The organism is Streptomyces sp. NPDC050674 (genome assembly GCF_040654575.1).
In the GTDB taxonomy this organism is placed as follows: domain Bacteria; phylum Actinomycetota; class Actinomycetes; order Streptomycetales; family Streptomycetaceae; genus Streptomyces.
In genome coordinates this window covers 17,520-32,733 of record NZ_JBFAIG010000028.1, presented here as the reverse complement: position 1 = coordinate 32,733, position 15,214 = coordinate 17,520, and the positions used below count along the sequence as shown (strand labels likewise).

Here is a 15,214-nt window from a genome sequence, read left to right as displayed (position 1 = left end):
GGGGTCGCCCGCTACAGCGGCATCGGCGCCATGTCGCACTCGATCCGACGGCGCTGACGGGCCGCGAGCAGCCACGGGTGATCGGCGCGCACCACCCGGGCGAACCCGTCCGTCGCCCGGCGCTGGAGCTCGTCGGCCTCCGCCCCGCGCCCCAGGCCCCGCAGGTCGAGTCCGAGGTTGGCCATGCAGGCGAGCGTCAGCGGATGCTCCTCGCCGGCGATCTCGGTGAGCAGCTCCAGATTGGCCTGATCGATCTCGTGCGCCCGTTCGAAATCGACGCGCGCATAGGCCGTGTTGGCCTGCCCGACGGCCACCGTCAGGGTGGTGACGTGCTGGGCACCCACCCCGTCCGCCAGCCGGCTCGCGGCGTCGTCCTCCAGCTCCTGGGCCTGCTCCAGGGCCCCCTGCGCGCGCAGGGTCGCGGCCAGGTTGGCCTTGGTCAGCAAGGTGTACGCGTGGTTCGCGCCGAGGCGCTGCTCGAAGCGCCGCAGCGTCACCTCCGCCAGCTGGCGGGAGCCCTCGAGGTCACCGGCGAGCCGCTGGTCGACGGAGACGTTGGTGGCCGACGACATGGCGTCGAAGTGGTCCGGGCCGTAGCGGGCGATGAAGCGGCGCAGCGTCTCCTCCGCGAGTTTGGCCGCCTCCGCGTGCGCCCCGTCACGGCGCCGGCACACCGCGAGGTTTCTGGCGACGCGCAGGGTCAGCGGGTGCTCCTCGCCGAGTTCGCTGCGCGCCCTGCGGTAGGCGTCCTCCTGGAAGTCGCGGGCGCCGGGGTAGTCCCCGCTCTCGCGCATGTCGATGGAGAGCGCGTTGAGGGTGTTGAGGGTGAAGAAACTGGCCGGGCCGAACAGCAGTTCACGCTGCTGGGCGTTCTCCTGGTCGAGCGGCAGCGCCTCCTTGAACCGGCCGCACAGCCGCAGGGCCACGCCCCAGGCGTGGGTGGCGCGCAGGGTCATCGGGTCGTCCGGTCCGAACAGGGACCGGGCCAGCTCGGTGGCCTCCTGCGTCAGGGCCCGGGCTTCCTCGAACCGGCCCTGGTAGCCGCGGGCGTCGGCCATCTCGCAGAGCGAGTCGATGAGGTTCTCCGGGTCGATGTCCGTCCTGCGGGAGATCTCCAGCGCCTTCTCGGTGAGCGGAATGGACTCGGGGACCTGGCCGATCTGCCGCAGCAGGAAACCGAGGCTCTTCATCATCCGCAGGACGTGGACGTCCTCCTCGCCCGACGCCGCGATCCAGGCGCTCCAGGCCTGGCGGGCGAAGTCGGCGGCGCCCACGTGGTCGCCCCAGTAGTAGAGGAACCAGACGGTGTCGAAGACCAGCTCCCGCACATAGGTGTCGGTGCTGGTCACGGCCTGGGAGGTGAGCACGTGCGGCAACAGCGCCTGGTAGGCGCGCCATTCGAGCGACGAGCCGTAGGGGCCCGGCTTGGCGGCGGACAGGAGCTGGTGGGCGGCGTCCCGCATCCGCTCCCGCTCCTCGGCGCTCAGTTTGGCCAGGAGCACGGTCTGGAGCAGACGGTGCATCTGGAGGGTGTCGGAGCGGGGGTCGACCTTGACCAGGGAGAACTGGCTGAGGTCGCGGACGGCGCGGTTCAGTTTGATCGACTCGCGCAGCAGGGGGTCGACCTCGGGCGTCACATTGACGCCGCGGCTGCCGCGCAGCATCGACCGGGGAATGGGCTCGGGCGCCATGCTGGCGCAGATGTCGAGCAGCTGCCGCGCGCCCGGGTTGTTCTCCTTGATCCGCTCCAGCGAGATGTCCCAGGCGGCCGCGACGGAGACCGGGTAGTCGGGGGCCGGGTCGAGTTCGAGGATCTCTGGGCTGCGCTGTGCCAGCAGGTCCAGGTACTCGTCGACCTGCATGCCGGTGACCGCCCGCCAGGCTCCGGCCTGCTCGACCGCCAGCGGCAGGTCGCCAAGCGCCTCCGCGAGCCGGTCGGCGTCCTCGGTGGACAGGTCGGGCGACCGCTTCTGGAGCAGTTCGACCGATTCCTCGCGCTCGAACACGTTGACGGGCAACGAGGTGGCCACCCTCTCCCACGCGCGGTTCCGGGACGTGACGATGACCTTGCCCGGGCCGTTGGTCGGGAAGAACTGACGCACCGCCTCGACGTCTTCGGCGTTGTCGAAGACCAGCAGCCAGTTGTCGTAGGGCGACCCGCTGCGCAGGGCCTCCAGTACGGCCGGCACGGCGGTGTTGGCGGCGGGCGCTCCGACGTCCTGGCCGGTGGGGGCGACGCCCAGCTGTGCCGCCAGCTGGGCCAGCGCGGCGAGGATGAGGCTTTCGCGCTCGGCGGGGATCCAGCAGATCACCCGGTAGTCGTGCTGGTGGGTGTAGACGTACTCCAGTGCCAGCTGCGACTTGCCGACGCCGCCGAGTCCGTGCAGGGCGTTGGGCAGCACCGCCGCGGTGTCCTGCGCCCCGAGCTGCTCCTCGACGGCACTCAGCAGCGCCTGCCGGCCGACGAACGAGGTGTTCCGCAGCGGAACGTTCACCAGGAGGGCGGGCGCTGACGAGGTCGTCATGGTGCTCGGCATGGGGGGCTCAGCCTCCGGAGGTTCTTGTGAGGTGACGTCGGATACCAGGGGTGGCACGGGAGGTTCTCCAGGTTCGTTGGGGGTGTTCGACGGTGGCAGACTTCCCGATCCGTCGGACAATCCCCCATGATCCGCTCGGTTCACCTCAGAGAGTGCAGGCTCGGACATTCCCGGACTCACTCGTTCGGTGGCACCGGGTCCGCGGGCCCGGGCCGGTCCGGGCTCGATGCGGCGGGCCCGCTCGGAGTACGGTCCCGAGAGCGCCCGCATCACGGCCAGCTCGCTGCGCACCCAGCCCCGCTCGGCCGCGTCGGGCAGCGTCGTGCCCATCGGGTCGCGCAGTGCGGCGCGCAGCGCGACCCCCCGGGCGCCGGCGGCGGGCAGTTCGCCCACCACGCTGACGGTGTGCGCGAGTTGGCTGCGGGTGGTGGTGGCGAGCAGTTCCTCACGCACCCCGTCGGCGAACTCGGGGCGCCCCTCGCCGTCGCCGTCCCAGTCGATCAGCCCGCCCATCAGGATCTCGGCGAGGTGGTCAGGGCCGGTCTCCGGCATGGTGCGCCGCCGCAACTGCTCCACGAGGTCGAACTCGAAGGGAATGGCGGCGAGTTGGGTGGCCAGTCGCCGTGCGGCCGGGGTGGCGAGGGTGAAGAAGCGGCGCACGGCGGCCTTGGCGGCGCGCGGGAAGCGCGGGGCACGCAGTCCGGGCGCGGGCGAACCCTTGGTGAGGGTGCCGGCCAGCACGACCGGCAGGGCGCGGCGCATCCCGCGCTCCCCGGTGACGAGATCGGCCCAGGCGGAGAGCGAGCCGGGCTTCAGGGAGAGCACCGGCACGGGCACGGAACCGTCACCCGCGTCGGGCAGCGGCCGCAGCGGGTCGGGCCCGCCGGGCGGCGCCCAGTGCTCGAGTCCGTCGTTGGCGACACCGAATCCGCCCGCTTCCAGAACGGCCGGGTGGGGGTAGAGCGAGGTGCGGTGCCGCAGGTGCGGGGGCAGCAGGTGGACCAGGGCGGTGGGACCGGCGTGCGCGAGCCGGCCGAGCAGGTCGTCGGCGGCGGGCGCGGCCCAGCCGTGGGCGAGCCCGTCGGTGACGACGAGGAACACGCGGTCGCCGCGTCCGTCGAGCAGTTCGGCCGGGTCGGCGGCGACCCGGCCAGTGGTCCAGCGCAGGGTGGCGGTCCCGGTGCGCGGCAGCCGCACCCGGACCGTCCGGACGGCCCGGAAGGCGCCGCTGTGCTCGGCGGCCCGGGTGAGGCGGGCGGTGGACTCGTCCCAGATGCGCAGGGTCGGGGCGTCGTCGACGAGCACGACCAGGTCGAAGGCGGCCGTCCGGGCCGGCCTGAGGAACGGCATCCACAGGCCGTCCACGACCCCCTGTTCGGCGGTGGTCTCCTCGTCGAGTTCCAGCGCCTCGCGGGTGGGCACGCGCCGGGCCAGCCGGTGCAGCGCGCGGGCGAACAGGGCGGTGGTGCGGCCCGGGGCCTGCCCGGAGTGGTCCTCGGCGGGCAGCAGGGGCTGTCCGAGGCGCAGGGTGAAGCGGCCCTCGGCGTCCGGTAACAGACGGGCCGCGCCCACCGGTTCCGCGGGAGGGGCCCATCCGGCGGCCCACGGGCGCTCTCCGGGACCGTCCGGAGCAGCCGGGGTGGAGGGGACGGCGGGCGGCTGCGGCGGGTGTGCGGCGTCGGGAGGCGTAGCGGCGGGGTCACGCCCGGCGGCCGGGGGCGAGTCCGGCGCCTTCGCCCGGTCCGGGTCCTCCGCGTCCCCTTCAGGCACGGGGGGCTGGGCGCGGGATGCCGCCTCCCGGTCCGGCACGAGACCCGGGGCGGAGGGGGCGGGGCCGCCGTGGCGGTTCCAGTACGCGGCGAGCCAGACCGCGTCGGCGATGTCCTGCCAGCGCGGGGCGGGCGCCTCGGGGGTGTCCGGCACCGTCGCTCCGTGCTCTGCCGCCTGGTCGGCGGACTCGGGGAACGCCGACGGGGGCGACGACCCCGAAACGGGAAATCCGTCGCCGAGCCCGGATGCGTGCTCCCTGGGATAACCCTTCATTCAGCGGCCCTTCGCGAGGTCGCGCAGGAGCATTTCCACGAGCTTACGCCCGTCCCCGTCCGCCTGGAAACCACCCGTGGTAGTCATATGGACAGCGCTGAGTAGCTGGTCCAGGGAGTGGGTGCCACCGGACCGGACACTCCGGACGAACAGGTCGACCAGGCTTTCCGTGCCCGGGGGCCGGGTTCCGAGGTGCCCCTCGACCATGGCCAGCAGCTGCTCCCGGGTGGGGGTGCGCATCTCCAGTGGCAGACACCGCCGGCGGAAGGCCGCGGGGAATTCGCGTTCCCCGTTGCTGGTGATCACCACGACCGGGAACTCCCGGCACTCGACCCGCCCGTCGCCCACCTCGGCCCGGCCTCCGGGGTCACTGGTGTGGACGCTCGCGGTGTCCGCGGCGTCGCGCACCAGCTCGGGGACGTCATAGCTTCCGTTCTCCAGGACGTGCAGCAAGTCGTTCGGCAGGTCGATGTCGCTCTTGTCGAGCTCGTCGACGAGAAGCACCCGGGGACGATCGTAGGGCAGCAGCGCGGTCCCCAGGGGACCCAGCGTGATGAAGTCCCCTAAAAGCGGGGGAAGTTGACGAGATTTTTGAGAAAGCGCCGTGTTGACGTCCGCGGCGGCACCGGCATCGTCCGGGTCCGGCTCCCAGGCCGTCGCGTGCCGCAGCCCGGCCCGCCAGGCGGCGATGGCCTGGGCCCGGCCCATGGCGTCGTGGGCGTAGAGGCCGTCGCGCAGGGTGGTGCGGCTGACGATGTTCCACTCCAGGACCCGGCCCAGACCCAGCTCACGGGAGATGAGGTAGGCGAGGGTGGACTTGCCGACGCCGGGCGGGCCGGTGATCAGCAGCGGCCGGCGCAGCAGCAGGGCCGCGTTGACGATGTCGATCTCTTCCTCGCCCAGCTGCGGGGTGACGTCGCCCGGGCCCATGCGGCGCAGCGCGGCCTGCGGGTCGGCCGGCGGCACGGGCCGGGACGGTCCGCCGCCGAAGCGGCGCCAGGGCGGCGGCGCGGGCAGGGCGGGTGGTTCGGCGGGGGCACTGCCCGTGCCGTGGAAGATCCGCCAGCCGTTCGGGGCCGTCTGCTCCTGCGCGCTCATGCCGGTGCCTCCTCGCTGGCGAGATCGCCTGGGTCGGTGGGCTGGAAGTCGACGGGACGCGTCGGATCGTCCCAGAAAAACCCGATATGTCTGCCGAGGAGCTCTCCGGGGCCCCGGCCCTCGCTCTCGGCGTTCCGGCGCAGCAGGTGCACGGCGACCGGGATTCTCGCCGGGGTGGGCGCCGCGGCGAACAGGGCGGTCACCACCTCGCGGCGTTCTTCACGGAAGACGCCTCTGCGGTCCCAGACGGCGATCCCTATCCCTTCCGCTATGGCGGCCTTGAGGGCCTCCAGGGCCAGAACGTCGGTCGGGGCGTCGAGCACCACCGCCGTATGCCGTGGTTCCCCGGCGAGGCCGGTTTGCCACGCGCCGAGCCGGCGGCCGTCCGGTTCGCGCCACCCGTGCACCAGGACGCCGTCCTCGCGCAGGATTCGCCAGCGTTCCCGCCACTGGTCCCGTACCAGGGCGTCGTCCGTGCGCATCCGCTCGAGACTGCGCAGATGCACCCCGTACTTCAGACTGAGCGGAAGCGGCTGACCGTCGCCGATCCGGAAGGTCAGACCCGCCACATCGTGGTTGAGGAGGTCGTACGGGAGGACGAACTCGACATACGGCGGCGGCTGCCGGCGTCCACGGGGGTCGGCGTCGCGGGGCGCCGACCAGAGGCGGGCGCCCTGCCGTAAGGCACGCTGGACGGCCGTGCCGAGTTCGTCGAGCGTGGTCGTGGCGGGTTCGCCGGGCTGGGGGTTCCAGTGACCGGGGACGGTGTTGAGCCAGGGGCGGACGACGATCTCGCCGGTGCCGTCCCGGGCCGGCTCCACGGCGACGACCAGGCAGCGCGGGATGTCCGGATCGCTCGTCACCGTGGCACGCGCCCGCCGCCGTTCCTCCATCGCCCCGGTCAGACCGGCGCGCCGGGCCCAGTCCTCGGCCCAGCCGGCCAGGGCGGCGCGGTGCGCGGGGCCGGCGGCGAGCCGGGCGGCGTGGTCGACCAGGAGGACGGCCGGGGGCAGCCCGTCCGGCTGGACGTTCCAGTCCAGGACGTGGGCGAGGAGCTGCTCCGGGGTGAGTCCGGTGGGCAGGTCGAGCCCGTTGAGTTCCTCGACGAGGGCGTCGCGCAGCCGGGCCGCGGGCAGGTCGCCCTGGGCGAGGAGGGCGCGGGCGCCGGTCTCGTCGTCACGGGTGAGGGGGCCGTGCAGGGCGGGGGGCGGGGCGGGCGCGAGCCACTGGGCGAGCAGCTGGTCGAGCTCGTCGCCCGCCAGGTCGCCCTCGAGGATCCGCACCACCTCGACCAGTACGCGCTCGCCGCCCGGCAGGTTCAGCGCGGCGCGCACCAGCAGCACCACGTCCTCGCGCAACTTGACGCCACGCAGGTCGATCTGACGCCCCAGCAGGTCTCCGAGGACGACACCGAAGTGCAGTCGCCCCTGGGCGTCCTCCATGCAGCCGAGGCCGCACAGGGCGTTGGTCAGCCCCAGCAGCAGCCGTAAGCCGTCCGCACGCCCGGATCCGCCCTCGGGCTCGCCGAACCCCGCCTGTGTCTCCACCGACTTTCCCCCTGAGCCGGTACACCCGCCTGACCGACCAGCGAAGTTAGCACGGCAACCAGCGGTTAACCAGGGACGAATGGGAACGGAAGGGCGAGGTCCGGCCAGGAGCGCCCCAGGCGGGACAAGCCTGGCCGGAATCGTTCGTGTCCGCGGTCAGAGCCTCGGGTCGACCGGCTCCGACTCCAGCGCCAGCACCCCGAACACCGCCTCGTGCACCCGCCACAGCGGTTCGCCCTCGGCCAGCCGGTCCAGGGCCTCCAGGCCCAGGGCGTATTCGCGGATGGCCAGGGACCGCTTGTGGTTGAGGAACCGCGAGCGCAGCCGGGCGAGGTTCTCCGGGCGCGTGTACTCCGGGCCGTAGATGATCCGCAGGTACTCGCGGCCGCGGCACTTGATGCCGGGCTGCACCAGGCGGCCCTGGCCGTCCCGGACGACCGCGCCGACCGGTTTGACGACCATGCCCTCGCCGCCGCGGCCGGTCATCTCCAGCCACCAGTCGACACCGGCCCGCACCGACTCCGGGTCGGCGGTGTCGACGTAGAGCCGCCGGGTGGTCTGCAGCAGGCCGCTGCCGTCGTGCTCGACGAGCCGGTCGAGCAGGGCGAGCTGCTCGTCGTGCGGCAGGCCGGCGAGGCTGCGGCCCTGGACCGCTAGGATCTGGAACGGTGCCAGGCGCACGCCCTCCAGGCCGTCCGTGCTCCAGCAGTAGCGGCGGTAGGCCTCGGTGAACGCGGCGGCGTCGGCGGCCCGTTCACCCGTGCGGGGAAGCAGGCCGGTCACGTCCACGCCGCGTTCCGCCGCGCCGCGCAGGGCGCCCAGCGCCCGCGGGAGCACCGCGCCGGACGCGGCGCCCACGGCGGCGTACTGCGACCGCAGCAGCCCGGACGCCTTCAGCGACCAGGGCATCAGCTCGGCGTCCAGCAGCAGCCAGTCCGTCTCCAGCTCGTCCCACAGGCCCGCCTCGTCGACCGCCGCGCGCACCCGGCCGAGGATCTCCTCGGTGAGCGCCTCGTCGTCGAGGAAGGGGCGGCCGGTGCGGGTGTAGAGGGACCCGGTGGGGCCCTCCACGCCGAAGCGCTTGCGGGCGGCCTCCGCGTCGCGGCACACCAGGGCCACCGCCCGCGAGCCCATGTGCTTCTCCTCGCACACGACCCGCGCGACACCGTCGTCCTTGTACTGGGCGAAGGCCTCCGCGGGGTGCTCCAGGTAGCCCTCCACGTGCGAGGTGGCCGTCGGGGCCATGGTCGGCGGGAGGTACGGCAGCAGCCGCGGGTCGACCGCGAAGCGGCTCATGACCTCCAGGGCCGCCGCGGCGTTCTCCTCGCGGATGGTGACGCGGCCCTGGTGCCGGGTCTCGACGGCCCTGCGGCCCCGCACGTCCGCCAGGTCCAGCGGCCGGCCGTCCTGCCCGCCGGGCGCCTCGGTGAGCAGCGGTTTCGCCGGCTCGTACCAGACCCGCTCCGCCGGTACGTCGGCCAGCTCGCGCTCCGGCCAGCGCAGCGCGGTGAGCTTGCCGCCGAAGACGGCGCCGGTGTCCAGGCAGATGGTGTTGTTGAGCCAGGTCGCCTCCGGCACCGGGGTGTGGCCGTAGACGACGGCGGCCCGGCCCCGGTAGTCCTCCGCCCAGGGGTAGCGCACCGGCAGGCCGAACTCGTCGGTCTCGCCGGTGGTGTCGCCGTACAGGGCGTGGCTGCGGACCCGGCCGGAGGTGCGGCCGTGGTACTTCTCGGGCAGCCCGGCGTGGCAGACGACCAGCCGGCCGCCGTCGAGGACGTAGTGGCTGACGAGGCCGTCGAGGAACTGCCGTACCCCGGCGACGAACTCCTCGCTCTCGCCCGCCATCTGCTCGATGGTCTCGGCGAGACCGTGGGTGTGCTGGACCTTACGGCCGCGCAGGTGACGGCCGAACTTGTTCTCATGGTTGCCGGGCACGCACAGGGCGTTGCCGGACTTCACCATGGCCATCACGCGGCGCAGCACGCCCGGGCTGTCGGGGCCGCGGTCGACCAGGTCGCCGACGAAGACGGCCGTACGGCCCTCGGGGTGGACGCCGTCGACGTAGCCCAGCTTGGCCAGCAGCGCCTCCAGTTCGGCGGAGCAGCCGTGGATGTCGCCGATGATGTCGAAGGGGCCGGTGAGGTGGGTCAGGTCGTTGAAGCGCTTCTCGGTGACGACCGTCGCGTGCTCGATCTCGTCGACGCCGCGCAGGACGTGCACCTTGCGGAAGCCCTCGCGCTCCAGGTGCCTCAGGGAGCGGCGCAGTTCGCGGGTGTGGCGGCCGATGACCCGGCGGGGCATGTCGGCGCGGTCGGTGCGGGCCGCGTTGCGCTCGGCGCACACCTCCTCGGGCACGTCGAGCACGATGGCTATCGGCAGCACGTCGTACCGCTTGGCCAGGTCGATCAGCTGGCGGCGGGCGTCGGACTGCACGCTGGTCGCGTCCACGACGGTGCGGCGGCCGGCGGCCAGGCGCTTGCCCGCGATGTAGTGCAGGACGTCGAAGGCGTCCTTGGTGGCGCTCTGGTCGTTCTCGTCGTCCGAGACCAGGCCGCGGCAGAAGTCGGACGAGACGACCTCGGTGGGCTTGAAGTGCCTGCGGGCGAAGGTGGACTTGCCGGAGCCGGTGGCGCCGATCAGCACCACCAGGGACAGGTCGGTGACGGGCAGCACGCGCCCCTGCGTCTCGTCGGTCATGCCGCCTTCGCCTCCTTCGGGGTGGTCATCGTGAACACGGCCATCTGGGTGGGCGGGCCCACCTCGGGGTCGTCGGGGCCCACGGCGACGAACTCGACGCCGTAGCCGTGCCGTTCGGCCACCGCCTCCGCCCAGGCGCGGAACTCCTCGCGGGTCCACTCGAAGCGGTGGTCGCCGTGCCGGACGTGGCCGGCCGGGAGGGACTCCCAGCGCACGTTGTACTCGACGTTCGGGGTGGTCACCAGGACCGTCCGCGGGCGTGCGGAGCCGAACACCGCGTACTCAAGGGCGGGCAGCCGGGGCAGGTCGAGGTGCTCGATCACCTCGCTGAGCACGGCGGCGTCGTAGCCCTTGAGCCGGGCGTCGGTGTACGCCAGGGAGCCCTGGAAGAGCTGGACGCGGGAGGCCTGCCGCTCGCCCATGCGGTCCAGCTTGAGGCGCCGGGAGGCGATGGTGAGCGCGCGCATCGAGACGTCCACACCGACGATCTCGGTGAAGGCCGGGTCCTTGAGCAGGGTCTGCACCAACTGGCCCTGCCCGCAGCCCAGATCGAGGACCCGGGCGGCACCGGACGCGCGGAGCGCCGTGACGATCGCCTCGCGGCGATGCACGGCCAGCGGGGTCGGCTTCTCCTCGGCCTCGGTCTCCGCCTCGACGGCGTTGTCGATCTCCTCGACCGCGCTGTCGTCGGCCTCGGCGAGCCGCACCAGTTCCAGGCGCTCGGTGGCCTGCCGGGTCAGCGACCAGCGGCGCGAGAGGTAGCGGCTGGTGATCAGCCGCTGCTCGGGGTGGCCGGGCAGCCAGCCCTCGCCGGCGCGCAGCAGTTTGTCGACCTCGTCGGGGGCGACCCAGTAGTGCTTGGCGTCGTCGAGAACAGGGAGCAGGACGTAGAGGTGGCGCAGGGCCTCGGCGAGGGTGAGCGTGTCCGCTTCCAGGACGAGGCTCACGTAGCGCGAGTCGCCCCACTCGGGGAACGCGGTGTCCAGCGGCACGGGTTCGACGGCGGCGGTCCAGCCGAGCGGCTCGAAGAGCGCCCGCACGAGGTCGGGGCCGCCGCGGGCGGGCAGTGCGGGCACCTCGACGCGCAGCGGCCTGGCCTGCCCCGGCAGCTCCGGGCGGGCGTGGCAGACGCCCTTCATGGCGCTGGAGAAGACGCTGCTCAGCGCCACGGCGAGCAGGGAGGAGGCCGCGTAGGGGCGGTCGTTGACGTACTGCGCCAGGGCCGCGTCCGGGGCGCCGCCGCGGCCCTTGCCCTTGCCGCGCCTGACCAGTGCCACCGCGTCGACCTCCAGCAGCAGCGCCGCCGTGCAGCGCTGGGCTTCCGCCTCGGGGTAGAGGACGTGGGCCGTGCCGTAGGAGGTGGAGAACGCCTGCGCCTTGTCGGGATGCTTGTGCAGCAGGTAGCCGAGGTCGGTGGCGGGGCGTTCCGGGGTGCCGGTGGTCGTGATCGTCAGGAACATGCGGAGGGCCTCTCCGGCTGGGTGGACGGTTTCGCCGCCGTGCGTGCGCGGGCCCCCGGGACGGTGATCCCGGGGGCCCGGCAGGACGACGCCCACAGCTTCGCACACCCGTGCCCACCAGCGCCTTCGTTTATCGAGGGCGCCCGGGACCGCTAGGCGAGCTGCGACTGCACCGGCGCGGAGATGAGCTCCAGGTGGTCGAGGTCGTCGAGGTCGAGGACCTGGAGGTAGATACGGCTCGCACCGATCTCGGCGTAGCGGCCGATCTTGTCGACGACCTCGGCCGGTGAGCCGGCCAGGCCGTTGAGCCTCAGCTCGTCGACCTCGCGGCCGATCGCGGCGGCCCGGCGGGCGACCTCCGCCTCGTCCCGGCCGACGCAGACGACGAGGGCGTTGGAGTAGGTCAGCTCGTCGCCTCGGCCGGCTTCCCCGGCGGCGGCGCGCACGCGGGCGAACTGGCGCTCGCTGTCCTCGACGGAGGCGAACGGCATGTTGAACTCGTCGGCGTACTTGGCGGCCAGCCGCGGGGTGCGGGTGGGGCCGTGGCCGCCGACGAGCACCGGGATCTTCTCCTGGGCCGGCTTGGGCAGCGCGGGAGAGTCCGTGAGGTCGTAGTGGGCGCCGTGGAAGTCGAAGGTCTTGCCGGGGGCCGTGCCCCACAGGCCGGTGACGATCTCCAGCTGCTCTTCGAGCCGGGCGAACTTCTCCTTGGGGAAGGGGATGCCGTAGGCCTTGTGCTCCTCCTCGAACCAGCCCGCGCCGAGGCCGAGTTCCACCCGGCCGCCGGACATCTGGTCGACCTGGGCGACCTGGATGGCGAGCACGCCGGGCAGCCGGAAGGTACCCGCGGTCATCAGGGTGCCGAGCCGGATGCGCTTGGTCTCGCGGGCGAGTCCGGCCAGGGTGATCCAGGCGTCGGTGGGGCCGGGCAGGCCGTCCACGTTGCCCATGCGGAGGTAGTGGTCGGAGCGGAAGAAGGCGTCGAAGCCGAGGTCCTCGGTGGCCTTGGCGACGGTGAGCAGAGTGTCGTAGGTGGCCCCCTGCTGGGGCTCGGTGAAGATGCGCAGATCCATACGTCCATCCTGCACGCCGGGGTGCGCGATCAGGAGGTCGCCTCCCCCGGGGTGCGCGATCAGGAGGCCACTCCCCCGGGCCGGTCACCCCGGAGTGCGCGATCAGGAGGCCCCTTCCCGCGGGCCGGTCACCCCGGGGTGCGCGATCGGGCGGCCGTCTCCCGCCGACCGGGCGCTCCCCGGTCGGGTGAAATTACGTCCATACCGCCTCAGGCGGCTGACCGGGCCAGTGACCGGCCCCGGCGGTGATCGTTGGCTCGGGCGGAGCCGGAGCCCCCGGCTTCCGCACCGGGGGTGGACCGCCGGGGCGTCACCCGCGTCGGCCTCCCCGGGGGGCCGGGGGCCGAGGAGGCCGTCATGTCCGAAGAGACCGTGCCGCAGCAGGGCGGGAGCGGGCAGCCGAAAGGGCTGTTGCAGCAGATGGAGGAGCTGATGGCGGCGTTGAACGCGGACCTGTCGGCGCTGGACGCCGATCTCCAGGCGGCGGGGGACGCCGAGCGCGGGGCCGTCGAGGAGGGGCAGCCGGGATAGCAGGGCCGCGCCGGACCCTGCCCGCGCCGCGCCCCGCCCGGTACGCCCCCAGGACGCCTCCCTACCCCGCTTCCCGCTCCGGCAGGGTCTGTTCCCGGTCGGCGAGTTTGCGGAGCATCTCCAGGACGCGGTCGCGGGACTCGTCCGCCGCGTCGATGGCCTCCATGCACTGCCAGTAGGTGCCCTCGTCGGCGGCGGCGCTGGCCAGGGCGACCAGGGCGATGCCGACCTCGCCGAGGAGGCCACCGAGGTACATCAGGGTGTGACGGGCCTCGCCCAGTTCGGTGAGCTGGCCCGCCCGCAGCTCGCCGGGGGCCAGTTCCGGCGGGTCGAGGACACCGCAGCCCCGGCCCGCCAGCTCCGTCAATCCCAGTGCCTCGCCCCGCAGTTCGGGCGGTCCGGCGACCGCGAGGCGGCTTCCTATCGCCTGCGCGAGGGCCTGCGCCTGCCACACCTCGGCCAGGGTCTCCCGCGCGTCGCCGCCCGCCGCCAGGGACCGCCTGCTCGTCACGATGAGCCGCACCGCGTCCATGCGCTGCCCCCGTCTTGTCCGACGCGCCGCGCGCGTCCGTCTGCCCGCACTCCCTAGTTCACTACCCAGAGTGAGAGGGCGTGAGACGAAAAGCCAGAGGAAGACGGAAATCTGCGGACAACAATTCGGATTCGGGCGGCATTTCGGTTACTCAGCGTGCAAGTGGACTGTGCGGCTCCCTGTGGCGGGAGTGAGGGGCTAGAGCGGGAACCTCCGTTCGTTCCGGTCGATCTTCGCGGCCAGGGCGGCCAGCGGATCGACGCCGAGCACCTCGCACAGCTGGAGCAGATACGCGAGCACGTCGGCGACCTCGTCGTTGACGCGGTGCGCGGTGTCCGGGTCGGCCATGACCCGCGCCGACTCCTCGGGCGTCAACCACTGGAAGATCTCGACCAGTTCGGACGCCTCCACACTGAGGGCGGCGGCCAGGTTCTTGGGGGTGTGGTACGGCTGCCAGTTCCGCGCGGCGGCGAACTCGGCCAGCCGGCGTTGCAGTGCCGCCACGTCCGGGGGTTCGTCACGGGGGCCGGGCTGCGGTACGTCGAGTGGATCAGTCACGGTCCAGGTGTACCACCGTGACCCCGTCCGTCCCGGCGGCCCAGGAGGCGTCGCTGACCGCCCCGACCAGCCGGATGTGCCCGCGTGCGCACATCCGGGCCGCCACGTCCAGCAGTTCCCGTCGCTGGCGTGGGTCCAGATCCCGGTCGAAACCGTCGGCGAGCACGGTGAGCGTCTGGAGCGCGGCGGGCACCTCGCCGGCCGGGTCGACCTCCAGCACGCCCGGTCCGGTCAGGAGCACCAACGCGAGGGCGAGGTAGCGCAGTTCACCACGGCCGAGCCGCCCGAGATCCGTGCGGAAGCCGTTGCCCCGGTCGACGGCGGCGGTGACGGACCCGGCCCCGTCGAGCCGGGCCAGCACGTCCGCCACCGGTCCCGCGCACCCCGCCCGCACCGCCGCCACGAACTGCGCGTGCCGCCGTCCGCACTCGGCGCGGGTGCGCCACAGCACGTCGGCGAGGTTGCCGCAGCCGCCCAGCAGCCGGCCGGATCCGGATGCCACCGGGCCGCGCATGCGGGCGGGTTCGGGGTCGCAGGCGAACGCCGAGCGCAGGGCGACGACCATCTGCTCGGCGGCGGCCAGCACCCTGCGCTGCCCGGGTGTCCCGCCCGCGACGCGCAGCGGCAGCAGGGGCGTGCCGAGCCGGTCGTCCGGGAGCGGCCCGCGGGTCACCGGTGTCGGTCCGGCCGTGTGCCAGGCGGCCTGCACGGCGCGCTTGCCCGGGTCGCGCAGGGCGGTCTCCAGCAGGACCTGCCCGTCGGCCGACAACCGCTCACCCACGACGCGCAGTTCGGGCTCGGCCTGCACGGCCACGTCGAGCCGGACCGGTCCGGCGGGGCCGTCGGCCGTGCAGCCGATGCGAAAGCCCCGGCGGCGCTGGGCGTCGGGCCGGGCCCGTTCCGGTACGCAGGCGACGGGGTCGGGGAACACCGCGCCGAGCACGGCACCGCCCCCGAGCCGGGCCAGGGCCTCGTACGCCCGCAGCGCGCTGGTCTTGCCGCAGCCGCTGGGACCGGCCAGCAGGGTGAGGGGCCCGAGCGGGAACGCGGCGCGACGGTGGGTGGTGAAGGCGGCCAGACGCAGTTCGGTGATGCGGGGGCGGCCGGGGAGGGCGGGCTGGGTCATGCCCGGACGGTA

General features: G+C 73.5%; 10 protein-coding genes. 1 reads left to right on the top strand and 9 read right to left on the bottom strand.

What is annotated here, in order from left to right:
- Positions 1-11: 11 nt before the first annotated feature.
- From fxsT to AB0I06_RS32255, 6 genes are all read right to left on the bottom strand, one after another.
- Complete coding sequence (gene fxsT / locus AB0I06_RS32280) at positions 12-4,460, bottom strand: FxSxx-COOH system tetratricopeptide repeat protein (protein ID WP_363122406.1); 4,449 nt, start codon at positions 4,458-4,460, stop codon at positions 12-14.
- A 120-nt stretch (positions 4,461-4,580) separates the two neighbouring features.
- On the bottom strand, positions 4,581-5,678 hold the full coding sequence (locus tag AB0I06_RS32275; RefSeq protein ID WP_363122405.1) for an AAA family ATPase: 1,098 nt from the start codon (positions 5,676-5,678) through the stop codon (positions 4,581-4,583).
- Entirely contained in the window at positions 5,675-7,225 is a 1,551-nt protein-coding gene (locus AB0I06_RS32270; RefSeq protein ID WP_363122404.1) for a hypothetical protein, read from the bottom strand. Before AB0I06_RS32270 ends, AB0I06_RS32275 begins: the two co-directional genes overlap by 4 nt.
- Positions 7,226-7,381: 156 nt before the next feature.
- Complete coding sequence (locus AB0I06_RS32265) at positions 7,382-9,922, bottom strand: polynucleotide kinase-phosphatase (RefSeq protein WP_363122403.1); 2,541 nt, start codon at positions 9,920-9,922, stop codon at positions 7,382-7,384.
- Complete coding sequence (locus AB0I06_RS32260) at positions 9,919-11,382, bottom strand: 3' terminal RNA ribose 2'-O-methyltransferase Hen1 (protein WP_363122402.1); 1,464 nt, start codon at positions 11,380-11,382, stop codon at positions 9,919-9,921. Before AB0I06_RS32260 ends, AB0I06_RS32265 begins: the two co-directional genes overlap by 4 nt.
- Before the next feature lie 152 nt (positions 11,383-11,534).
- A complete protein-coding gene (locus AB0I06_RS32255; protein ID WP_363122401.1) occupies positions 11,535-12,455 on the bottom strand; it encodes an LLM class F420-dependent oxidoreductase in 921 nt (306 codons plus the stop codon).
- A 357-nt stretch (positions 12,456-12,812) separates the two neighbouring features.
- Here AB0I06_RS32255 and AB0I06_RS32250 point away from each other — a divergent pair, with 357 nt between their 5' ends.
- Complete coding sequence (locus AB0I06_RS32250; RefSeq protein WP_363122400.1) at positions 12,813-12,986, top strand: hypothetical protein; 174 nt, start codon at positions 12,813-12,815, stop codon at positions 12,984-12,986.
- A 61-nt stretch (positions 12,987-13,047) separates the two neighbouring features.
- On the opposite strand, the gene AB0I06_RS32245 is transcribed toward AB0I06_RS32250, so the two are convergent.
- From AB0I06_RS32245 to AB0I06_RS32235, 3 genes are all read right to left on the bottom strand, one after another.
- Positions 13,048-13,518 (bottom strand): DUF6099 family protein, encoded by a 471-nt coding sequence (locus AB0I06_RS32245; RefSeq protein ID WP_363122399.1) that lies wholly within the window; start codon positions 13,516-13,518, stop codon positions 13,048-13,050.
- Positions 13,519-13,716: 198 nt separating this feature from the next.
- Complete coding sequence (locus tag AB0I06_RS32240) at positions 13,717-14,076, bottom strand: nucleotide pyrophosphohydrolase (protein WP_363122398.1); 360 nt, start codon at positions 14,074-14,076, stop codon at positions 13,717-13,719.
- Entirely contained in the window at positions 14,069-15,202 is a 1,134-nt protein-coding gene (locus tag AB0I06_RS32235; RefSeq protein WP_363122397.1) for an ATP-binding protein, read from the bottom strand. Before AB0I06_RS32235 ends, AB0I06_RS32240 begins: the two co-directional genes overlap by 8 nt.
- Between the last annotated feature and the right edge of the window lie 12 nt (positions 15,203-15,214).

Excerpts from the sequence above, each read along its gene's own strand:
- AB0I06_RS32275 (WP_363122405.1), bottom strand. The coding sequence starts at position 5,678 with ATGAGCGCGCAGGAGCAGACGGCCCCGAACGGCTGGCGGATCTTCCAC.
- AB0I06_RS32265 (WP_363122403.1), bottom strand. The coding sequence starts at position 9,922 with ATGACCGACGAGACGCAGGGGCGCGTGCTGCCCGTCACCGACCTGTCC.
- AB0I06_RS32260 (WP_363122402.1), bottom strand. The coding sequence starts at position 11,382 with ATGTTCCTGACGATCACGACCACCGGCACCCCGGAACGCCCCGCCACC.
- AB0I06_RS32255 (WP_363122401.1), bottom strand. The coding sequence starts at position 12,455 with ATGGATCTGCGCATCTTCACCGAGCCCCAGCAGGGGGCCACCTACGAC.
- AB0I06_RS32250 (WP_363122400.1), top strand. The coding sequence starts at position 12,813 with ATGTCCGAAGAGACCGTGCCGCAGCAGGGCGGGAGCGGGCAGCCGAAA.
- AB0I06_RS32245 (WP_363122399.1), bottom strand. The coding sequence starts at position 13,518 with ATGGACGCGGTGCGGCTCATCGTGACGAGCAGGCGGTCCCTGGCGGCG.
- AB0I06_RS32235 (WP_363122397.1), bottom strand. The coding sequence starts at position 15,202 with ATGACCCAGCCCGCCCTCCCCGGCCGCCCCCGCATCACCGAACTGCGT.